The 22,619-nt window shown below is 67.0% G+C and carries 15 protein-coding genes and 1 tRNA gene; 13 read left to right on the top strand and 3 right to left on the bottom strand.

Features of this window, described 5'->3' with window-relative positions:
- Nucleotides 1–22 precede the first annotated feature (22 nt).
- From I6J77_RS12735 to I6J77_RS12765, 7 genes are all read left to right on the top strand, one after another.
- Entirely contained in the window at nucleotides 23–1,093 is a 1,071-nt protein-coding gene (locus I6J77_RS12735) for an AsmA family protein (protein ID WP_204109269.1), read from the top strand.
- Nucleotides 1,090–2,181 (top strand): A/G-specific adenine glycosylase, encoded by a 1,092-nt coding sequence (mutY, locus tag I6J77_RS12740; RefSeq protein ID WP_204109270.1) that lies wholly within the window; start codon nucleotides 1,090–1,092, stop codon nucleotides 2,179–2,181. Before I6J77_RS12735 ends, mutY begins: the two co-directional genes overlap by 4 nt.
- Nucleotides 2,182–2,218: 37 nt before the next feature.
- Nucleotides 2,219–2,497, top strand: coding sequence for an oxidative damage protection protein (locus I6J77_RS12745; RefSeq protein ID WP_056717333.1), 279 nt, complete (start codon nucleotides 2,219–2,221; stop codon nucleotides 2,495–2,497).
- An 82-nt stretch (nucleotides 2,498–2,579) separates the two neighbouring features.
- Nucleotides 2,580–2,655, top strand: a tRNA-Phe gene (locus tag I6J77_RS12750).
- 350 nt (nucleotides 2,656–3,005) lie between these two features.
- The gene (locus tag I6J77_RS12755) at nucleotides 3,006–3,302 is read left to right on the top strand and encodes a hypothetical protein (RefSeq protein ID WP_204109271.1); all 297 of its coding nucleotides are present in this window, start codon (nucleotides 3,006–3,008) and stop codon (nucleotides 3,300–3,302) included.
- A gap of 122 nt (nucleotides 3,303–3,424) precedes the next feature.
- Nucleotides 3,425–3,718 carry a 2-hydroxyacyl-CoA dehydratase gene (locus tag I6J77_RS12760; RefSeq protein WP_056767082.1) on the top strand — a complete coding sequence of 98 codons (294 nt, stop codon included), beginning with the start codon at nucleotides 3,425–3,427 and terminating at the stop codon, nucleotides 3,716–3,718.
- 83 nt (nucleotides 3,719–3,801) lie between these two features.
- Nucleotides 3,802–5,454, top strand: coding sequence for a M28 family metallopeptidase (locus I6J77_RS12765; RefSeq protein WP_204109272.1), 1,653 nt, complete (start codon nucleotides 3,802–3,804; stop codon nucleotides 5,452–5,454).
- A 69-nt stretch (nucleotides 5,455–5,523) separates the two neighbouring features.
- On the opposite strand, the gene I6J77_RS12770 is transcribed toward I6J77_RS12765, so the two are convergent.
- Nucleotides 5,524–6,507: an esterase family protein gene (locus I6J77_RS12770; RefSeq protein WP_239308967.1), complete on the bottom strand. Its 984-nt coding sequence runs from the start codon at nucleotides 6,505–6,507 to the stop codon at nucleotides 5,524–5,526.
- Nucleotides 6,507–8,129 (bottom strand): alpha-glucosidase family protein, encoded by a 1,623-nt coding sequence (locus tag I6J77_RS12775; RefSeq protein WP_204109274.1) that lies wholly within the window; start codon nucleotides 8,127–8,129, stop codon nucleotides 6,507–6,509. Before I6J77_RS12775 ends, I6J77_RS12770 begins: the two co-directional genes overlap by 1 nt.
- 430 nt (nucleotides 8,130–8,559) lie before the next feature.
- Between I6J77_RS12775 and I6J77_RS12780 the strand changes: the two genes are divergently transcribed.
- The 6 genes from I6J77_RS12780 to I6J77_RS12805 all read left to right on the top strand — a co-directional run bounded on the left by I6J77_RS12780 (nucleotide 8,560) and on the right by I6J77_RS12805 (nucleotide 20,850).
- On the top strand, nucleotides 8,560–11,460 hold the full coding sequence (locus I6J77_RS12780) for a TonB-dependent receptor (RefSeq protein ID WP_204109275.1): 2,901 nt from the start codon (nucleotides 8,560–8,562) through the stop codon (nucleotides 11,458–11,460).
- Nucleotides 11,461–11,580: 120 nt separating this feature from the next.
- Nucleotides 11,581–13,089: a tryptophan halogenase family protein gene (locus I6J77_RS12785; protein WP_204109276.1), complete on the top strand. Its 1,509-nt coding sequence runs from the start codon at nucleotides 11,581–11,583 to the stop codon at nucleotides 13,087–13,089.
- A 22-nt stretch (nucleotides 13,090–13,111) separates the two neighbouring features.
- Nucleotides 13,112–14,644, top strand: coding sequence for an alpha-amylase family glycosyl hydrolase (locus tag I6J77_RS12790; protein ID WP_204109277.1), 1,533 nt, complete (start codon nucleotides 13,112–13,114; stop codon nucleotides 14,642–14,644).
- A gap of 147 nt (nucleotides 14,645–14,791) precedes the next feature.
- Nucleotides 14,792–17,044, top strand: a complete 2,253-nt coding sequence (locus I6J77_RS12795) for a TIM-barrel domain-containing protein (protein ID WP_239308969.1) — start codon at nucleotides 14,792–14,794, stop codon at nucleotides 17,042–17,044.
- Nucleotides 17,045–17,107: 63 nt separating this feature from the next.
- Nucleotides 17,108–19,135, top strand: a complete 2,028-nt coding sequence (locus I6J77_RS12800) for a glycoside hydrolase family 13 protein (RefSeq protein WP_204109279.1) — start codon at nucleotides 17,108–17,110, stop codon at nucleotides 19,133–19,135.
- 161 nt (nucleotides 19,136–19,296) lie between these two features.
- Complete coding sequence (locus tag I6J77_RS12805) at nucleotides 19,297–20,850, top strand: glycosyl hydrolase family 39 (protein WP_204109280.1); 1,554 nt, start codon at nucleotides 19,297–19,299, stop codon at nucleotides 20,848–20,850.
- A 39-nt stretch (nucleotides 20,851–20,889) separates the two neighbouring features.
- Here the strand turns inward: I6J77_RS12805 and I6J77_RS12810 are convergent, their stop codons facing one another.
- Nucleotides 20,890–22,470, bottom strand: coding sequence for a tryptophan halogenase family protein (locus tag I6J77_RS12810; protein ID WP_204109281.1), 1,581 nt, complete (start codon nucleotides 22,468–22,470; stop codon nucleotides 20,890–20,892).
- Between the last annotated feature and the right edge of the window lie 149 nt (nucleotides 22,471–22,619).

Raw genomic sequence — 22,619 nt, forward strand, 5'->3', positions numbered from 1 at the left:
CCGCGACGACGGGGCTGAGCGGATGTCGCGCCGACTGCGATTGATCCTGCTGGTGCTTGGCGGCCTGGTGCTGGCACTGGTGCTGGCCGCGGTGATCGCCGTCTACCTGTTGCTGCAGCCGGAACGCTTCACCCGGATGCTGCAGACCCAGGCGCGCGCGGCCGGACTGGAACTGAGCCTGGCCAGCCCCGCCAGCCCGACCCTGTTTCCGCGCCCGGCCCTGCAGCTCGATGGCATCACCCTGAATGCGGCCGGCGCCACCGCGCCGATCCTGCTGGCCGCACACGGCCAGCTTGCCCTGCCATGGCACACCCTGTTCGGCGGCCCCACGGTGATTTCGCAGCTGGAGATCGATTCGCCACGGGTCGACCTGGATGCGCTGCAGGACTGGCTGGCCGCGTTGCCCGCCAAACCCGAGGGCGCGCCGCCGAATATTCCGCGCATCGATACCGGCGTCAGCATCAGCCACGGCAGCGTGGTTCGCGGCAATGAAGTGCTGCTGGGCAGCGTCTCGCTGCAGGCGGGCAGCCTGGTGACCGGCCAGCCATTTCCGCTGGCGCTTTCGGCCGTCACGGCGGCGGGCACGCCGGTGCAACTGCGCCTGTCGGCGACCCCGCGCATCGAAGGCAATGCGCTGCAACTGCAGGACATCACCCTGCACCTGACCCAGGGCAGCACGGTGAAACTCGCCCTCACCGGCAATGCGTACTGGCATGGCGCCGCCGATGCCGAGGCCAGCCTGAGCGGCAAGCTCGAGCAGGCCAACGCCGGCCAGTACGACATCTCGCTACGACTGACGCCCGCCGACCAGAGCAACCCGCTGCTGCTGGCGCTGAAGCTGGACGGCCCTGCCAATCATGCGGATCTGAAGCTGCCGCCGCTGGCGTTGGCGCGCTGGTGGAACGGGCTTGGCGATCCCCGGGGGCCGCAATTGAGCGTGCCGCCGGGCAGCGGCCACGCCGAAATCGCCAGCCTGGAGATGGCCGGCATCAGCATCGAAGGCCTCACCGTCCAGGCCGGCATCGATGCGCCCGCAGCGGCCGGCACGGTGGCGGCACCCGCCTCGAAACCGGCGGCCGGCAAGAATCCATGAGCGCTTCATTCGCGAACCGGTTGCTGCGCTGGTTCGGCCGGCACGGCCGCAAGGACCTGCCGTGGCAGCAGGCGCTCGACAACGGCCAGCGCGACGCCTACCGCGTGTGGTTGTCCGAAGTGATGCTGCAGCAGACCCAGGTCGCCACCGTGGTCGGCTACTTCGATCGTTTCGTCGGCGCGCTGCCCACGCTGGAAGCGCTGGCTGACGCCCACGAAGACACCGTGCTGGCGCTGTGGTCGGGACTCGGCTACTACCGCCGCGCCCGCTTCCTGCACCGCGCCGCGCAACTCTGCGTCGAACGGCACGGCGGCGAACTGCCGCGCGACTTCGACGCATTGAACGCGCTGCCCGGCATCGGCCGCTCCACCGCCGGGGCGATCCTGGCGCAGGCGCACGGCCTGCGCTTTCCCATCCTCGACGGCAACGTCAAGCGCGTGCTGGCGCGCTACCACGGCATCCACGGCCACCCCGGCGAAAGCGCGGTGGAAAAGCAGCTGTGGCAACACGCCGAAGCACACACCCCGGGCACCCGCGTCGCCGACTACACCCAGGCGATCATGGATCTTGGCGCGACGGTCTGCATCCGTGCGCGCCCGCGCTGCGATGCCTGCCCGCTGGCCACGGATTGCATCGCGCACCGCGACGACCTCACCGCCGCCCTGCCTGGCCGCAAGCCGGCCCGATCGATCCCGACCCGCGCCACCGTGATGCTGATCCTGCGTGACGCAAGCCATCGCGTGTTGCTGGAACGACGGGGCCCGCAAGGCGTGTGGTCGGGCCTGTGGAGCCTCCCCGAGGCGAGCGACCCGAACGAAGCCTGGCGAGTGGCACGGCAACACGCGCACATCGATGACGCGCAGGCGCTCGCCCCGTTCACCCACGTCTTCAGCCACTATCGGCTGGCGATCGAGCCGCTGCTGTTCGATCGCGCGACAGCCGCACGCGGCGTCGCCGATAATCCGCACTGGCGCTGGTGCGGCGTCGACGAACTCGATGCGCTTGGCCTGCCCGCGCCGGTACGCAGTCTCTTGCTGCAGATCAGCGACGCCGGCCGAACGCATGCCGCAAGCTTGCGCACCAACTGATCCGCCAGCCCCCGAGGGCCGCAACAGGAATGACCCCATGAGCCGCACCATCCACTGCAGCAAACTCCACATCGACGCCGAAGGCCTCGACTTCGCCCCCTGGCCCGGCCCGCTCGGCCAGCGCATCTACACCGAGATTTCCAAGCCCGCCTGGCAACAGTGGCTGGCCCACCAGACCACCCTGATCAACGAGTACCGGCTCAATCCCCTCGACCCGAAATCGCGCAAGTACCTCGGCGAACAGATGGAGAAATTCCTGTTCGGCGGCGACGTCGACCAGGCCGCCGGCTTCAGCCCGCCGCCCACCGAGTCTTGACGAAACGCCGCGCTTTCGGTCTAATGCGCGGCTCCACGCATCAACAGCGACCTTGCCGGTTCTGCTTGATCGCCAGGTTCCCGGCCGGGTAGCTCAGTTGGTAGAGCAGGGGATTGAAAATCCCCGTGTCGGCGGTTCGATTCCGTCCCCGGCCACCATGTTTGTCAGTTCCTCGCAGAAGCCGCACTCGTTGCGGCTTTTGTTTGCGTGCCGGAAACACGCGCCTCCGCTTCGCCACCCCGCGCGGTGGTGAGGGCGACACTCGTCCAACCCATTTGGGTCACTCCGTGACGCGCTGCGAATCTTCGCTTGGTCGTCGCGGCACCGGTGGCCGCTTGCGCGAAGCGTGGCCCGGGGGCATCGTTACCACTCGATTTTCCTTGTGGATCAGGCGACCTAGCGCAAAACATCGCGTGCAAAACGTGAGTTGCATCACAGATTCTCGAATTGGCATAAATGCTGCTTTGCCTGTGTGGCAGTTCCGTTGCCCGCTTTCGAGAAAGTCGCCATGGATGAATCCAGCGAAAACCCCGCCCCGGGTCGTACCCAGCAACTCCTGGCCGAACGGCTGCGGCGTCGTTACGCCAACTGCCGCGAATCCCTGGCCGGTCGAGGCGACCAGCCGCCACAAGCGCCGCCGGCCCCGCCTCATGCGGTGACGCAGGCAGCCGCGGAGATGCCGCCGGCGGCCTCTGCGCAGCGCTTTTCCACCCTGTTCTCCGAAGCCTACAGCGCCGCGCGGGATTCACAGGACCACGCCCTCAACACCATTCTAGATCGCCGCCGTAGGCACGCCGCCGCCTGAGTCGCCAGGGCGACCTCATCGTCATTCTGCGCTGGCCGTCGGCTCGCCGAAGGCGGCTCGTGGGCGCCAAGGGAAGCGGACGTGCGAAAATCGCCTCACCCAATGACGACGTTTCCAAGTTCATGACTTCCCAGAAATACGATTTCCGCCAGTTCCAGGAAGAGCTCGCCAGGCTTGAACAGAAGGTGGAGAAGCAGCAGGCCGCCAAACCGCCCGGCGGGAAACCGCTCGGCAAGAAGGCGCTGGCCGCCCAGCGGATGGCGATGGCCCGCGAGGAATTCCTGGCCCTGCGCAAACGGCACGAACTGACCGTGGCCGACGTGGTGGCGTTCTTTCCGGAGGAGGAAGGCATCGCCTACCTGCAGGAACTGATCGCCGCCGCGCAGGCGAAACCGCGGCGCAGCCGCAAGGCCTGAGTCCGCACTGCCGCTGGCGGATGGACCCGCAGGAAGTTGCTGACTAGTATCGGAGCACTCTGCCCTTACGACAGGTGAAGCCCGTGAAGCGACTACTCCTCAGCGCCGTGATCATGGCCGCGTTCTCGACCGCCCAGGCCACCGACCAGCCCGGTTTCAGCACCGAGCGGCTTTCGGCCACGGTGAAGACGCTTTCCTCGGATGCATTCGAAGGCCGCGGGCCGGCCACGCCGGCCGAGACGAAGACCATCGACTATGTGGTGGCGCAGATGAAGGCCGCCGGCCTGCAACCGGGCGGCGACCTCAAGGACGGCAAGCGCGGCTGGACCCAGGCAGTGCCGTTGCGACGCAGCGCGATCGTCGGCACGCCGGTGTTACGGCTGGCGCTTGGCGACCAGCATGAAAAACTGACCCAGGGCGAGCAGATCGCGATCCGCGCCCCGATGAACGGTTCGACCGAGGTGGCGATCCGCAACGCGCCGCTGGTGTTCGTCGGCTACGGCGTGAAGGCGCCGGAGCGCCACTGGGATGATTTCAAGGGCGTCGACCTGCACGGCAAGATCGCCGTGGTGCTGATCAACGATCCGGATTTCGAGACCGGCCACGGCGACTTCGGCGGCAAGGCGATGACCTACTACGGCCGCTGGACCTACAAGTTCGAGGAAGCCGCGCGGCAGGGCGCGCTCGGCCTGCTGGTGATCCACGAGACCGCGCCTGCTTCGTACGGCTGGGCCACGGTGAAGAACTCCAACACCAACGCGATGTTCGACATCGTGCGCGACAAGCCCGCCGCCGTGCACCCGGAACTGGAAGGCTGGATTCAGCGCGACCTGGCCGTGCGGATGTTCAGTCACGCCGGGCTGGATTTCGATGCGCTGAAGAAGCAGGCGCAGACGCGCGACTTCAAGCCGGTCACCCTGAAGGACGAAAGTCTCTCGGCCCACTTCAAGGTCGATTCGCAGGTGATCACCTCGCACAACATCGTCGGCCGCGTGGAAGGCAGCAAGCGCCCGGACCAGACGGTGATCTACAGCGCGCACTGGGACCATCTCGGCGTCGGCGCGCCGGACGCCAGCGGCGACCGCATCTACAACGGCGCCGTCGACAACGCCACCGGCACCGCGGCGCTGATCGAGATGGGACGCGCCTTCGCCCAGGGCCCCAGGCCCGAGCGCACGGTGGTGTTCCTCAACGTCACCGCCGAGGAAAAGGGCCTGCTCGGCTCCGAGTATTACGCGGCCAATCCGCTCTACCCGCTGGCCACCACGGTCGGTGTGCTCAACATGGACGCGCTCGATCCGCATGGCCCCGCGCGCAACTTCACCATCTCCGGCAGCGCGAAGCTGGGCCTGCTCGACGACCTGATCGCCGAGGCGAAGAAGCACGACATCAGCTACACCGCCGACCCGAAACCCGAGGCGGGCTACTTCTTCCGGTCCGATCACTTCTCGTTCGCCAAGCGCGGCGTGCCGGCGATCTCGTTCGGCTCGGGCAATGACTGGATCGATGGCGGCTTGGCGGCCGGCAAGGCCGCCGAGGACGATTACACCGCCAAGCGCTACCACCAGCCCGCCGACCAATGGGAAGCGGACTGGTCGTTCACCGGCATGGCGCGCGACCTGCAGGTGCTCCACGACGTGGGCAGCGACCTGGCCAATTCCGACCAGTGGCCGGACTGGAGCAAGGACTCCGAATTCCGCAGCATCCGCGACGCCAGCAGCGCCGAGCGGAAATAGCCGGACTGCCCCCTCCCCTGCTTGCCCCAAAGGGACTTCCTTCGGTCGCAGGGGAGGGTCGGAGTGGGGTCAGCTTTTGCCGTAGGCCCAGCGCAGAAACAGCGGCAGCATCTTTGCCCATGACGCCTGGTTGTGTTCGCCGCCCGGCAGCAGGAACAGCGAGGCATCGGCCTGACGCGACGGATACCTCGCGTAGTCCATGTCGATCGAATAGCCGAGCTGCTTCAGCCCGCGCAGGCGGAAGCCGTCGGCGCCTCGATAGCCTTGCAGAAGATCCTGCACGTCATCGACGGTGTCGTTGATACCGTCGCCGTCGCGGTCCTTCATCTCTTCCGCCGTACCCGCCGCAAACCACATCTTCAGGCCCGCGCGCCTGCGGCCGCGATCGACCATCGCCTGCGCCAGCCGCGTGTGCTGCACCGCCGTGTCGCTGCTGCGGTCCGCCGCCAGCCAGAACGAGGGCGAGAACGCGCCGACCCGGCCGAACACGTCGGGATACTGCCAGCCGAGGCTGAACGCGTTCAGCGCGCCCAGCGACCAGCCCAGCACCGTGCGTCCGCGCGCGGACCTGCGCGTGCGGTAGTGCGTGTCAACATAGGGCACCAGCACGCTGGCGACCCATGCGGAATAGTCCTGCGCGCGCGTGCCGATCGGACCGATCCGCGAACCGCCGACGAGGCTGCGCGCGGCGGCGCGGTCGGACAGCCCGTAACCGCTGGCACGATCGGCAAGCATGTGGATCGCCACCACGATGACCGGCTCGATCGCCTGCTCGCGAAACAGGCGTGCCGAGGTCGGCTGCAGGCCCACCGCAGCCATGTCCTGGCCGTCGTTCGCATACAGCACCGGGTAACGACGAGTGGACGCCTGCGCGTAGCCTCGCGGCAGGTAAATCGTCACCGCGATCTTTTCCGGCGCGAACGCCGGCGCATCGAGCTGCAGTTGCACCGGCAGATTTTCGCCGGCATCGCCCGATGCCAACGCCGGCGTGCCGGCGAACGCCAGCAGCAGGCCGCCCAGCAGACCTCGCAGGATCGCGCCGACTCGGATCATCACGCCACGCCGGCAAACCATGCGCCGTAGCCGGGAAGCTGCAGGCGGCTTCCTTCGAGGCTGCCCGACAGCAGGCCGTGACCTTCCAGCGGACGCAGTCGCGCAAGCTCCCCGGGAAGATCGATGCCGACCGGCGCGTCGCCGAGGTTGAACACCACCAGCACGGTTCGTTCGGCCCAGTGGCGGGTGAAGGCCAACACCGGTTCGACGGTATCGATGAAGGCGATGTCGCCCCAGCGCATCGCCGGTCGCGACTGGCGCCAGTGCATGAAGGTGCGGAAACCGTTCAACACCGAATGCGGATCACCGTCCTGGCGGCTCACTGCCAGTTCGCGATGTTCGTCCGGCACCGGCAACCACGGCGTGCCGTGGCTGAAGCCCGCGTGCGCCGCGGCATCGCTCCACGGCATCGGCGTGCGGCAACCGTCACGACCCTTGAACTGTGGCCAGAACGCGATGCCGTACGGGTCCTGCAGCGCCTCGAACGGCAGCTCCGCCTCGGTCAGGCCCAGCTCCTCGCCCTGGTAGACGCAGACCGAGCCGCGCAGCGAGCAGACCATCGCGGTGAGCAGGTTGGCCAGTGATGCGGATGACCGCCCCTTGCCCCAGCGCGTCAGCACGCGTTCGACATCGTGGTTGGAGATCGCCCAGCATGGCCAGCCTTCGGTCATCTGCGCTTCCAGCGTCTGCACCGTGCCGCGGATATGCGCGGCGCTGAAGTCGTCGGTGAGCAGCTCGAAGCTGTAGCCCATGTGCAGCCGGCCGGGACGGGTGTACTCGGCCATCGTCGCCAGCGAATCCTCCGAGGAGATCTCGCCCAGCGTGGTCGCCCCCGGATAGCCGTCCACCAGCGCACGCAGTTCGCCCAGGAAGGCCAGGTTTTCCGGCTGCGTGTTGTTGAAGTAGTGGTACTGGAACGCGTACGGGTTGTCCGGGCTGAAGCCTCGGCCCACGCGCTTGTCCTTGGGCTTGGGCGGGTTGTCGCGCAGCTGGCGGTCGTGGAAGCAGAAGTTGATCGCATCCAGGCGGAAGCCGTCGACGCCCTTGTCCAGCCAGAAGCGCACGCTGTCCAGGATCGCCGCGCGCACTTCCGCGTGGTGGAAATTCAGGTCCGGCTGCGAGGTCAGGAAGTTGTGCAGGTAATACTGGCCGCGGCGCGGCTCCCACTGCCACGCCGAACCGCCGAACAGCGACAGCCAGTTGTTCGGCGCACTGCCGTCGTCCTTCGCGTCGGCCCACACGTACCAGTCGGCCTTCGCGTTGTCGCGGCTTTGCCGGCTTTCGCGGAACCACGCGTGCTCGGCCGAGGTGTGGCTGAGCACCTGGTCGATCATCACCTTCAGGCCCAGCCCGTGCGCCTTTTCCAGCAACGCATCGAAGTCGGCCAGCGTGCCGAACAGCGGATCGACGTCGCGATAGTCGGCGATGTCGTAGCCGAAGTCGGCCATCGGCGACTTGAAGAACGGCGCCACCCAGATCGCGTCCACGCCAAGGCTGGCCACGTAGTCGAGACGCGCGATGATGCCCGGCAGATCGCCCACGCCGTCGCCATCGGTGTCCAGGAAACTGCGCGGGTAAATCTGATAGGTGACGGCGCCGCGCCACCATGGTGCATCGGTCATTTGGACGTGTCCCCGGGACATGAGGCGGGAGCGTTCGGCCACCCGTCTTCGGATGCGATCAGCTTAGCGGCGGCACCGCTGCAACCGGCACGGGTCTGCATACGTATTCATTCTTGCTGCAGTTGCGACATGCGATGCGCGCGACGGCGTTGTCCACCATCACGGTCGCGACGGGCCCAGCCCAAGCGGCATCCGGGTTCGCCCCGTCGTCACCCACGCTCCGGGCACGCGGCACCGCATTGCAACATGCCGGGTTTCGCGCCCCCCATGAATACGTATGCAGAAAATGCTTCACCGCAGAATCGTCGGCCTACTATGCGACCACGCCGCCGAAAACCTCGGCAGCGCACCTGCCGACGGTCGTCGCCGACGGAAGCGCGGGGACTCCAACAACCGAGATCGACGGCGACACACTGCGGGAGGGGATTACATGGTTCTGAAACACAAGTTGCTGGCGCTGGCGATCGCATCGGTGTGCCTTGGCGCAAGCGCCACGGCTTACGCGGGCTCCGCGTCGCGGTCCGATCAACCGCAGAGCACGCAAGATCAGACACAGGCGCCATCGGCCGACAACAACAGCGACCAGAACAAGGCCGACGCCAAGCGCAAGACGCAGAAGCTGCAGTCCGTCGAGGTCAACGGCTTCATCAGCAGCATCGAGAACTCCACCGCGCTGAAGCGCAACGCCAGCAGCATCGTCGAGGCCGTGTCGGCCGAACAGATCGGCAAGCTGCCCGGCGTCAGCATCGCCGACACGCTCGGTCGCCTGCCCGGCCTGGCCGTGCAGACCGTCAGCGGTCGTCCGCAGGTGCTGACCATCCACGGCCTGGGCCCGGACTTCTCCACCGCGCTGATCAACGGCGGCCAGCAGGTTTCCACCTCCAACAACCGCGACGTGCAGTTCGACCAGTACCCGTCGAGCTGGTTCGACAACGTGGTCGTGCACCTGACCCCGCAGGCCAACCTGATCGGCCAGGGCCTCACCGGCACGGTGGACATGCACACCATCCGCCCGCTGGAAAAGAGCGGTCCCGAAGCGGCGGTGAACGCCCACTACATCTGGGACGGCATGTCGCAGCAGGCTGACGGTCCCGGCGTCAGCGACCGCGGCTACAACCTCAACGGCGTGTGGGTGCACCAGTTCGCCGACCACACCCTCGGCGTCACCCTCGGTGTGGATCTCGAATCGAACCCCGCGCAGATCCAGCACCAGGCGCCGTGGGGCTATCCCACCGACGCCAACGGCAATGCCGTGATCGGCGGCTCGAAGAACTACGGCATCTCCGACACGATGAAGCGCCGCGGCGTACTGGCCACCGTGCAGTGGCAGCCGAACGAGCACTACACCGGCACCGTCGACGTCACCTACGACAACTTCAAGGAAGTGCAGCAGGCCAAGGGCATGGAGTTCCCGCTGTTCTGGGGCAACGCCACGCTGCAGCCGAATGGCAACGTGCAGAACGGCTTCATCCAGAGCGGCACCTACGACGGCGTCAAGGCGGTCATCCGCAACGACTACAACAGCACCAGCGCCCGGGTCTACAACTTCAACTGGGACAACAAGTTCACCATCAACGAGGACTGGACGGCCGACCTCGACGCGAACTACTCGCGCGCCACCCGCCGCGACATCAACCTCGAAAGCTATTCCGGCACCGACTTCGGCGCGAACAACGGCGCCCGCGACAGCCTCGGTTTCATCGAGCGCAACAACGGCTTGTTCTACGTCAACCCCTCGCTGGATTACGGCAGCGGCATGGTGCTGACCGACCCGCAGGGCTGGGGCGGCGGCAACGACGTGGTGCAGGCCGGCTTCATCAACGCGCCGCACACGGTGGACTACCTGGCCAACCTGCACCTGGCGGTGGAGCGCAGCTTCTCCAGCGGCCCGTTCTCCAGCATGGAGTTCGGCGTGGCGCACAGCACCCGCGACAAGACCTACAACATCGACCAGAGCTTCCTGACCCTGGGCGGCGGCACGATCAGCAGCGGCACCGCGGTCGAGACCGCGCCGTTCGGCGGCAGCAGCTGCAGCCCGCTGGCGTGGATGGGCGTGGGTTCGCAGACCTGCTACAACCCGTTCGACCTGATCCGCGACGGCACCCTGGTCAGCGTGCCCACCTTCGGCTCGTCGCTGTCGATGCCGCCGAACTGGAAGGTGCGCGAGAAGACCCTGACCCCGTACTTCCAGTTCAACCTCGACACCTACCTCGGCGGCGTCAGCCTGCGTGGCAACTTCGGCGTGCAGGCACAGCACACCTCGCAGCGTGCGGAAGGCGAGCGCGTGGCGCCGGGCAGCGCGATCACCGGCAACGCGATCACGCTGATCCCGGTGGTGGGCAATACCAGCTACACCAAGGTCCTGCCCAGTGCGAACCTGATCTTCGGCTTCAGCGACAGTGATGACCTGCGTGTCAGCGCCGCCCGTACCCTGGCCCGCCCGCGCATGGACCAGATGAACGCCAGCCTCGGGGTGAGCGGCAACATCACCCACCTGACCAGCACCGATCCGAACCAGGCGTACTTCAGCGCTTCCGGCGGCAATGCCAAGCTCAAGCCGACCATGGCCGACAACTACAACGTCAGCTACGAGCACTACTTCTCGAACGAAGGCGGCTATGAATGCAAGGCCGGTGACGCGAAGAACTCGGACCTGTGCCGCAGCGCCGGTGGCGGCTACTTCGCGCTGTCGGGCTACTACCTGAAGCTGACCGACTACATCAATCCGAACGCGGCCTACCTGTACGATTTCAGCTCGTTCCTGCCGTTCGGCCTGACGCCGGCGCAGCAGGCCCAGCTGGGCACCACCCTGGGCACCGTCTCCGGCCCGACCAACGACGGCCACGGTTACGTGAAGGGCGCCCAGCTCACCCTGAACCTGCCGTTCAACCTGTTCACGCCATCGCTCAACGGCTTCGGCGCGATCCTCACCGGCAACCGCACCAACAGCTCGCTGGTGTTCGCCGGCAACAGCAACCCGATCACCGTGCCGGGTCTGTCGAAGTGGGTCGCCAACGGCACGCTGTACTACCAGCATGACGGCTTCGAGGCCCGCATCAGCGACAGCTACCGCTCCAGCTTCCTGGGCGAGGTGTCGGGCATCAGCGCCTCGCGCATCGAGCAGACCATCCAGGGCGGCAGCACCTACGACGCCCAGGTGAGCTACACGTTCGACAGCGGCGCGCTCAAGGGCCTGACCCTGGTCGCGCAGGGTTCGAACCTGTCCAACAAGACCTTCATCACCTACCAGAACAACGATCCCCGCCAGGTGCTGACGTGGGAACGTTACGGCCGCCGCTTCGATATCGGCGTCTCGTACAAGTTCCAGTAAGGCGTAGCGACGTACCTCCCCAACCTGCCCCGCTGAGTGACTTCCAGCGGGGCTCTTTTTTTCGGCGGCGCCAGGACAGCGGCGCGGCAACCGCGGCGGAACCTTCCGGAGCAGAGCGGCATGAACGATCCGAGAATCCGGCAGGTGGTGATCGTCGGCGGCGGCACGGCCGGCTGGATGACGGCAGCCCTGCTCGCCCAGGCGCTGGGCCCGCAACTGGACATCCGGCTGGTGGAGTCCAGCGAGATCGGCATCGTCGGCGTGGGCGAGGCGACCATTCCGCAGATCCGCCACGTCAGCCAGTTCCTCGGCATCGACGAGGACGAGTTGCTCAAGGCCAGTCGCGGCACGATCAAGCTCGCGGTGCAGTTCAACGACTGGCGACGGATCGGCGACTCCTACCTGCACGCGTTCAGCGACATCGGCCTGCCACTGGGCCTGGCCGCGTTCCAGCATTACTGGCTCAGAGGCCGCGAACTGGATCCCGACGCGCCCGACCTGTGGGCGTACTCGATCAACGCCCAAGCCGCCAACGCCAATCGCTTCGCCCGGATGGACAAGGTCGGCGACAGCCCGCTCACCGGCATCCGCTACGCCTACCACTTCGATGCCGCGCGCTTCGGCCAGCTGCTGCGCCGGCACGCCGAACAGCGCGGGGTGAAACGCACCGACGGCAAGGTGGTCGACGTCGCGCTGCGCGGCAGCGACGGTTTCATCGAATCGATAAGACTCGACAGCGGCGAGACCATCGCGGGCGACCTGTTCATCGACTGCTCCGGCTTCCGCGGGCTGCTGACCGAAGGCGCGCTGAAGACCGGCTACGACAGCTGGCAACACTGGCTGCCGTGCGACCGCGCCGTGGTGGTCGCCAGCGAACACGGCGACACGCTGCGCCCGTACACCCAGGCCAGCGCGCAGCAGGCTGGATGGCAGTGGCGGATTCCGCTGCAGCACCTTGACAGCAACGGCCACGTCTACTGCAGCAGCCACCTCAGCGACGACGAGGCCTGCGCCACCCTGCTCTCCCATCTCGAAGGCCCGATGATCGGCGAGCCACGCCAGCTGCGCTTCCACACCGGCATCCGCAAGCAGGTGTGGAACCGCAACTGCATCGCGATGGGCCTGGCCAGCGGCTTCATCGAACCGCTGGAATCGACCAGCATCCACCTGATGCAGTCCGCGGTCGGCCGCCTGCTGACGATGTTCCCGGACAAGCACTTCGACCCCGCGCTGATCGCCGAATACAACCGCCAGACGCGTTTCGAATACGAGCGCACGCGCGATTTCATCGCCCTGCACTACAACGCCACCGAGCGCGACGACACGGCGTTCTGGCGGCAATGCGCCACGATGGCCCTGCCCGAGGGACTGGCCCACCGGATCGAACTGTTTCGCCAGAGCGGCCATATCTTCCGCGACGGCGAAGAGCTGTTCACCCCGACCGGCTGGCTGCAGGTGATGATCGGCCAGGGCATCGTTCCTCAGCGCCATTCGCCACTGGCCGACGGCCTGCCGCAAGCGCAGCTCGGCGAGTTCCTGGGCAATATCCGCACCCTGGTCGACCGCGCCGTGGCCAGCATGCCCGGCCACGCCGACTTCATCGCCCGCCATTTCAAGGCGGCCGACTGATCCGCAACTGCTGGAGTCGCAGATGATCCGTTACCTGCTGTTGGCACTGCTGATCCTCGGCACGACGTTGCCCGCGGCGGCAGCGCGTCCGTCACTGGATCCGGCCGGCTCCGGCGTCTGGTACGAGATCTTCGTGCGCAGCTGGGCCGACACCGACGGCGACGGCATCGGCGACCTCAACGGTGTCACCGCGAAGCTCGACTACCTGCAGTCGCTCGGCGTCAGCGGCATCTGGCTGATGCCGATCAATCCCTCGCCCAGCTACCACGGCTACGACGTCACCGATTACTACGGCATCAATCCGCAGTACGGCACGATGGTCGACTTCGAGCGCCTGCTGCGCGAGGCGCACCGACGCCACATCAAGGTGATCATCGACCTGGTGATCAACCACACCAGCGACCGGCACCCGTGGTTCATCGCCGCCCGCGATCCCGCCGATCCGCATCACGACTGGTACGGCTGGGCCGGTCCGCACACCGACCTGCACGCCGAGGACGCCGCGGGCGCGCAGGCCTGGCACGCGCTCGGCAAGGCGCACTACCTGGGCGACTTCTCCGCCAACATGCCCGACCTCGACTACGACACGCCGGCGGTGCGCAGGGAGATGGTCAAGCTCGGCCGGTACTGGCTGAAGAAAGGCGTCGATGGCTTCCGCCTCGACGCGGCCCAGCACATCTACTACGACTTCAAGGCGGACATGGACAATCCGCTGACGCTGCAGAAGAACCTCGCCTGGTGGTCGGAATTCCGTCGCGGCCTGGACGCGGTGAACCCTGCGGCCTACGTCGTCGGCGAAGTGACCCGCGACTCCGCCGATGCACTGGCGCCGTACTTCAAACCGCTCAACGCGGTGTTCGACTTTCCGCTGGCGGTGCAATTGATCGACAGCGCGCGCGATGAACGCGCCGGTGAGCTCGGTGCGTTGCTCGCGCGCACCGATACCGTCTATCGCAAGGTCGCCGGCAAGTCCGGCGTCGATGCGCCATTCCTGTCCAATCACGACCAGGACCGCGTGATGAGCCAGCTCGACGGCAACGCGCAACACATGCGCATGGCCGCCGCGATGCTGCTCACCCTGCCCGGCCATCCATTCGTCTACTACGGCGAGGAGCTGGGCATGCGCGGCAGGAAACCCGACCCGGATTTGCGCGAGCCGATGCGCTGGCACCGCGATCCGCAGGGCACGGGCGAGACGCACTGGAAAGCCTTCAGCGCCGGCGATGGCCCCGCGGTCTCGGTGGAGGCACAGCGACACGACGACGATTCGCTGCTGCACTACTACACGACGCTGATCGGCTGGCGCCGCCAGGTCGCGGCGCTGCGCGACGGCGCCATCCGCGAATATCCCCAGACCAATCCGCACATCGCCGCCTGGCAACTCGACGACGACGCCAGCCACGTGTTGGTGCTGCACAACCTGTCCGGGCAGACGCAACAGGTGCCGCTGGGCACCAGCCGATTCCGCACGCTGCGGCTGCACAGCAAACCCGACACCACGCTGCAGCGCCAGCGGCTTTCCCTGCCACCGTATTCCAGCGCGATCCTGGACTGAGCCTTGATCCACGAGGAACCCCGCATGACATCCCCTCCCCGCAAAATCGGTCGGCGCGCAAACGCCTGGTTGTGGCTCGGCCTCGCCCTCGCCCCGGCCGCCAACTTCGCCGCGACCGCTCCCGCGTCGACCCCGCAGGCACCCCGCATGGCACAACTCGTCGACCACGCCATCGCGATCGATCTCGGCACCGATCGTCTGGACGTCCGTTTCGTGGCACCCGGCATCGTGCACATCCACGCCACGCGAGACGGCCATGCCGCTGCGCCGACGCCGATACTCGACCCCGCCGGCCGCCGATCGACGTTTGCAGAGGTTCGCGGCACGCAGCTGGCGGACGGCATGACCCTCGCCTCCGCGGTCGCCTCGGTGCGCTGGAACCGGCAGACGCACCAGCTGCAGATCGACGACGCGCAACGGCATCCGCTGCTGCGCATCGACACCGACGCCCTGCGCCAGGGCAGGCTCGACGCGAAGCACGATGCCAGCGACGCGCTGTACGGCATCGGCGGCTACAACGCGACCGAGGATGCCTCCGCCGGCCTGCTGCGCAGCGGCACGCTGCAGGCGAAATCCGGCGAGCAGGGCCACGCTGGCGCGCCGTTCGTGTGGAGCACCGCCGGCTACGGCGTGCTGCTGGACAGCGACGGCGCCACATTCGCGCTGCAGCCTGGCACGATCGCCGCCAGCAGTCCGCGCAAGGATACGGACGTCTATATCCTGCTCGGCACGCCCGCGCAGATCTTCGACTCGCTGGCCCAGCTCAGCGGCCGCACGCCGCTGTTCCCGAAGTGGGCGATGGGCTTCACCAACAGCCAGTGGGGCATCGACCAGAAGGAACTGCTGCAGATCGTCGACACCTACCGCGCAAGGCACATCCCGATCGACAACATCACGCTGGACTTCGACTGGAAGGCCTGGGGCGAGGACGACTACGGCGAGTTCCGCTGGAACCCGACCAAGTTTCCCGACGGCCCCAGCGGCGCCTTGAAGAAGCAGATGGACGCCCGCGGCATCCGCCTGACCGGCATCATGAAGCCGCGCATCCACGTCGACACGGTGGAAGGGCGCTACGCCACCGCCCACGACTTCTGGGTGCCCGGCGAGAAAGTCAGCGACGACTATTTCTCGCACAAGCCGGTGAAGAACATCGACTTCGACATCCCCGCCGCACGCCAGTGGTTCGGCGAGCTGGCGATCAAGTACGGCTACGACGACGGCATCGCTGGCTGGTGGAACGACGAGGCCGACACCACCGGCAGCGACACCGAGTTCATGAACATGCAGCGCGCGCTGTACGACAGCCAGCGCGCGGTCTCGAACCAACGCGTGTGGTCGATCAACCGCAACTTCTGGCTCGGTTCGCAGCGCTACGCGTACGGCCTGTGGTCCGGCGACATCGACACCGGTTTCGCCAGCATGGCCGGCCAGCGCGCGCGCATGCTCAGCGCGATCGACGTGGGTGCGATGCAATGGGGCATGGACGGCGGCGGTTTCCGCAACGGCACGCCGACGCCGGAGAACTACGCGCGCTGGATCCAGTTCGGCGCGTTCACGCCGATCTTCCGCGTGCACGGCGAGCTGGGCCAGAAGCGCCAGCCGTGGGTGTACGGCCCCGTCGCCGAAAAGGCCGCGACCGCGGCGATCCGCCTGCGCTACGCGCTGATCCCGTACATCTACAGCTACGAGCACGCGCGTCGCGTCGACGGCGTCGGCCTGGTGCGCCCGCTGCTGTTCGACTGGCCGCACGATGCCCAGGTGCGCAACGACGTCGACAGCTGGCTGTTCGGCGACTGGCTGCTGGCGTCGCCGGTAGTGGAACAGGGCCAGACCGCGAAGGACGTCTATCTGCCCGCCGGCCGCTGGATCGACTGGTTCAGCGGCAAGGCCTACGACGGCGGCCAGACCATCCACCTGGCGATCGACAGCAAGACGTGGAGTGACATCCCGCTGTTCATCCGCGACGGCGCGATCATCCCGAATCGTTCGCCCGAGGATTACGTCGGTCAGCACCCGCTGACCGAGCTCGGCGTCGACATCTTCCCCGCCGCGCAGCGCAGCACGTTCGACTACTACGACGACGACGGCACGACCTACGACTACGAACACGGCGCGTACTTCCTGCAGCCGCTGTCGGCGCAGCGCAAGGGCGACACGGTGCAACTGGACATCGCCGCCGCGAGCGGCAGCTTCAAGCCGGCACTGCGCTACTACCTGCTGAAGGTCCACGGCAGCGCGGCGACCCGCGTCGGCCAGCTGAAATCCTTCGCGGACCTGCACGCGCTGGAGCAGGCGGACGGCGAAGGCTGGGCCAGCGGCCACGACCGCTACGGCGACGTCACCTGGGTGCGGGTCGCCGCCGCACGCGCCGCCGAGCTCACCCTCAACCTGAATCCATGAGCCTGGGAAACAGCCGACTCACCCGAAAGCTTTTCGCTCCACCCACCTGCGGAGGGATGTTCGATGGGCAATCAAGGCAAGGCGACACACGGCTCGAAATCCACCCTGGCATGCGCACTCGCCGCGGCGCTGGCGCTCTACGCGCTGCCGGCCGTCCATGACCAGGCACGCGCCGCCAGCAACGACAACAACGTGGAATGGAGCGGCCTGTTCCACGACCAGGGCCCGCTCTACGACAACCACGTCGAGCCGACTTCCGCCCAAGCGGTCACGCTGACCCTGCGCACGTTCAAGGGCGACATCAGCAGCGCCAACATCAAGTATTACGACAGCGCGGACGGCGCCTTCCATTGGGTCGCGATGAGCTGGTCGGCGAACGATGCCACCGGCAACTTCGACTACTGGAAAGGCACCGTGCCGGCCAGCGCCTCGAAGAAGTACTACCGCTTCCAGATCAACGACGGCAGCGCCACCGCCTGGCTCAACGCCGCCGGCACCACGTCGGCCGAGCCGTCCTCCGGCGACTTCTTCATCCTGCCCGGCTTCACCACGCCCGCGTGGATGAAGAACGGCGTGATGTACCAGATCTTCCCCGACCGCTTCTACAACGGCAGCACCGCCAACGACGTGACCAACGGCCAGTACACCTATGCGGGCTGCGCCACCGAGAAGCACGCCTGGGGATCAAGCGTGGTGGCCAACGTCAGCGGCTGCAACACCGCCGTGTTCTTCGGCGGCGACCTGGCCGGCATCGACCAGAAGCTGGGCTACATCAAGAACACCGTGGGCGCCGACATCATCTATCTCAACCCGGTCTTCCTCTCGCCGAGCAACCACAAATACGACACCGAGGACTACATGACGGTGGACCCGGCGTTCGGCAGCAACAGCACGCTGCAGACGCTGAGCGCGGACATCCACAGCACCAGCAACGGATCGAAGGGTTACCTGGTGCTCGACGGCGTGTTCAACCATACCGGCGACACCCACAAGTGGTTCGACCGCTTCCACTGGTGGAGCAGCATCACCGGCGCCTACGAGTCGCAGTCCAGTCCGACCTACGGCTACTACACCTTCCAGAGTTGGCCCAACACCTACTCCGCGTTTTTCGGCTTCTCGTCCATGCCCAAGCTGGACTACGGCGCCAGCGGCTCGGCCGTGCGCAACGCGATCTACAGCAGCACCAGCTCGGTGGTGAAGACCTGGCTGAAGTCGCCGTACTCGATCGACGGCTGGCGCCTCGACGCGGCGCAATACCTCGATGCCGGCGGCGGCAACGGCAGCGACACCGCCAACCACCAGATCATGGCCGAGCTGCGCAGCGCGGTGAAATCGGTCAACGCCAACGCCGACATCCTCGGCGAGTTCTGGGGCAATGCCGGCCCGTGGACCGCCGGCGGCGACCAGTGGGACGGCGCGATGAACTACGACGGCTTCACCCAGCCGGTGTCGGAGTGGATCACCGGCAAGGACTACGGCGGCGGCACGGCGAGCATCGCGGTGTCGCAGTTCGACAGCTGGCTGCACGGCACCCGCGCGAACTACCCGACCAACGTGCAGCAGGCGATGAGCAACTTCCTCAGCAGCCACGACATCACCCGCTTCGGCAACCGCGCCGGCGGCGACATCTGGAAGACCTATCTCGCGCTGTTCTTCCAGATGACCTACGTCGGCACGCCCACGATCTACTACGGCGACGAATACGGCATGCAGGGCGGCGCCGATCCGGACAACCGCCGCACCTTCGACTGGACCGTCGGCAGCAGCACCAACAGCGCGGTGGCGCTGACCAGGAAACTGACCACGATCCGCAACGCCTACCCCGCGCTGCGCACCGGCTCGTTCATGACCCTGCTCACCGACGACGGCAACAAGCTGTACGCGTACGGCCGCTTCGACGCGAGCAACCGCATCGCGGTGGCGCTCAACAACGACTCGGTGACGCATACGGTGACGGTGCCGGTGTGGCAGCTGAGCATGACCAATGGCAGCACGGTCACCGAGCTGATTTCGGGCACGCATTACACCGTGCAGAACGGCCAGGTCAGCGTGAGCGTGAATGGCCATTACGGGGCGATCCTGGCTCAGTGATTCCGGCCCGGGGCGGCGCGTGGCGCATGGGCCACGCGCCGCTGGACGCCGCCCCTCGCGCGTAGGAAACTGGCCCGCGATGTAAACGTTTACATCCTGCTGGTTGCCGGCTTCCTCTGCAGCATCCCCGCGCCACCCCACGCGTCGAACAGGATCTCGCCATGACTCTTTCCGCCTCGCTTCGCCACCTGGCCCTGGGCTTTTGCGCGACCGCCCTGCTGCTCGGCGGCACGGCCAGCGCCACGCCGCCCGCGACCACCATCAGCCTGCGCATCGACGCGCAGGCGCAGGGCACGCCCTTTCCCCATTTCTGGGAACAGATGCTGGGCTCCGGCCGCGCCGCGCTGGCGCTGCGCGATGACTACCGCAAGGACCTGGACGCCGTGCACCAGGCCACCGGGGTCGGCTACATCCGCTTCCACGGCATCCTCGACCACGACGTGGGCCTGATCCAGCGCGATGCGCAGGGAAAGATCTCCTACAACTTCTCCTACATCGACCAGATCTACGACGGCCTGCTCGAACACGGCTTCAAGCCGTTCGTGGAACTCGGCTTCATGCCGCCGGAACTGACCTCCGACCCGGCCGCGCTGCATCCGTTCTGGTATCACCCGAACATCGCGCCGCCGAAGGACTACGCCGAGTGGGACGCGATGATCGACGCGCTGGCCAGGCACCTGGTCGAGCGTTACGGCATCGATGAAGTGGCCAGCTGGTACTTCGAGGTATGGAACGAGCCGAACATCGGCTTCTGGGTCGGCAAGCCCGCGCAGTCCAGCTACTTCACCCTGTACGACCATACCGCTCACGCGCTCAAGGCGGTCAGCCCGCGCATCCGCGTGGGTGGCCCGGCCACGGCCCAGGCGGCGTGGGCCGCCGACTTCCTCGCCCACACGCACGAGAACAACGTGCCGGTCGACTTCGTCAGCACGCACGTCTACGGCGACGACACCGCCGACAACGTGTTCCACACCAGCGAGAACATTCAGCGCCGTGACATGGTCTGCCGCTCGGTCGACAAGGTGCACCGGGAAATCGCCGCCTCGCCCTACCCGCACATGCCGCTGATCTTCAGCGAGTACAACGCCAGCTACGCGAACCTGCCCAACGTCACCGACACCGTGTTCATGGGCCCGTGGCTGGCCAACACCATCCGCGAGTGCGCGGGCAAGGTCGAGGTGATGAGCTACTGGTCGTTCTCCGACGTGTTCGAGGAACAGGGCATCGTGCGCAATCCTTTCTACGGCGGCTTCGGCCTGATCGCCGCCAACCGCATTCCCAAGCCCGCGTTCAACGCGTTCGCGATCCTGCACAAGCTGGGCGGACAGCGGCTGGCCGTCGCCTCCGACTCCGCCCTGGTCACCCGGCGCGATGACGGCACGCTGGTGATCGCGCTGTGGAATTACGCCCCGCCGGTGGGCGATACCGCCAGCTACACGCCGGGCAGGCCCGCCGGCAGCACGAAGCACTTCAGCCTCGACGTGCGGCACCTGCCCGCCGCCGCCCGCGCCACCGTGTGGCGCGTCGATGAAACCCATGGCAACGCGGTCGCCGCGTTCGACCGCATGGGCCGTCCCGACTCGCCCAGCCGCGCGCAGATCGTGCAACTGCGCGAAGCGGGCAAGCTGGCCGCGCCGGAGTCGATCGACCTGCGCGACGGCAAGCTCGCGGTCGACGTGCCGGTGCAGGGCCTGGTGGTGATCGAGCTGCGCTGAAGCGGTCCCGACAGCGCAGCGCGACGGACGAGCTCCGCCCTAGGCGGCAAAGCCCTCGTGCTGCGCCGTCCGCTGCGCGTGCTCGCGGCACAACTGCTCGACCAGGGTGCGATGGTCGGGCAGATCGACAAGTGCATGGCCGGCCATCTCGCGGATCATCGCGAACTCGCGCTGCGCCGCCGCCATCTGCGGATACGCGCTGCGCATCGGCTCCAGGTCGGTCCTGAATTCCATGCCGTACAGCACGTACTGCCAGCTGCACGGCAGGAACATCTCCAGGTCGGTGACGAAGTCCAGCCGGTGCGGCGGGCGATGCCGCCACAGCGCCAGGCGGTCCTGCAGCGTCTGCGGGATGCTGGCGGGGTCGGCGTTGTCGATCCAGAACGCGTGGTCGCGCCGCTGCGACAGGCAGTAGTGCATCTTGATGAAGTCGATGATGCGCTCGTAGCGCGCCACCATCATCTGGTTGTAATGGCGCGCGCTGCGTTCCATGTCATCGAGGTCACCGGGCAGCAGATGGGTGATCAGGTAGGCGCCCAGTTCGACCAGGGCGATGCCGGTGGATTCCAGCGGCTCGACGAAGCCGCCGGCCAGGCCCACCGCCACGCAGTTGCGCCGCCAGTGCTCGGGCCGGTAGCCGGTCTCGAACTTGATGTGCAGCGCGTCCAGCCCCGCCGCCTGCTCGCCCACGTAGCGGCGGATCACTTCCTCCGCACGCGTCGCATCGGTATGTCGCGACGAGTAGACGTAGCCGATGCCGCGGCGTTTCTGCAGGCCGATGTCCCAGATCCAGCCGGCCTCCTGCGCGGTGGCGCGGGTGAACGGCAGGATCGGCGCATCCGGCCGCGCATATGGCACCTGCAGCGCCACCGCGCGATCGCCGAACAGCACGTCGCGCCGGCTGTGGAATGGCGACTGCATCGCGCCGCCGACCAGCGCTCCGCGCAGGCCGGTGCAATCCACGTACAGGTCGGCGCGCAGCTCGCCGATCTCGCGGGTGACGATGCGATCGATCGCGCCGGATTCGTCCAGCTCCGCCCGCTCCACCGTGGCCAGATGACGGGTGACGCCAAGCTCCTGGCCATGCTCGGCCAGTACCCTGGCGAAGCAGGCCGCATCGAAGTGATAGGCGTGGTTCATCGGCCCCTGGTAGTCGGGGTCGCCGGCCCGCTTCGGCGCGTGCCCCTGTTCGATCAGGCGCTGCTGCATGCTCACCGCCTCGGCGAACGACATGCCTTCGGGCGCACCGCCCAGCAACCAGTACGGCAACAGCTCCGGGCTGCCGGGGCGTTGGCTGGGCTGGCTGAAAGGATGGAAGAAGCGATCCGCACCCGCCTCGCCGGGCGGGCGCACCCAGTTCACGTACTGGATGCCCTGCTTGTAGGTCGCGGTGGCGCCCACCAGGAACCGCCGCTCGTCCAGGCCGATCGCGGCCAGGGTGCCGCGGATCGAGGGGAACGTGGCCTCGCCCACGCCGAGCAGGCCGATGTTCGGCGACTCCACCAGCTCGACCCGGATGCTGCCGGGCGCGGCGCTGTTGAGCGTTTTGGCGAGGTAACAAGCGGTGAGCCAGCCGGCCGTGCCGCCGCCCACCACCAGGATCTTCTGAATGCGTGACATCTCGCCCCTCCGCGGCTTGTTGCGGAGCAACAAGCCAAGCATGGAAATTCGCAGTAGGATCGGCCCCGATGACAGCGCTGTCATACATTTTGACAGCGCTGTCATTCAGCACAATAGCGCATGTCCGCGACCACTGCATGTCCACGACG

It is taken from the genome of Rhodanobacter sp. FDAARGOS 1247 (genome assembly GCF_016889805.1).
Classification (GTDB): domain Bacteria; phylum Pseudomonadota; class Gammaproteobacteria; order Xanthomonadales; family Rhodanobacteraceae; genus Rhodanobacter.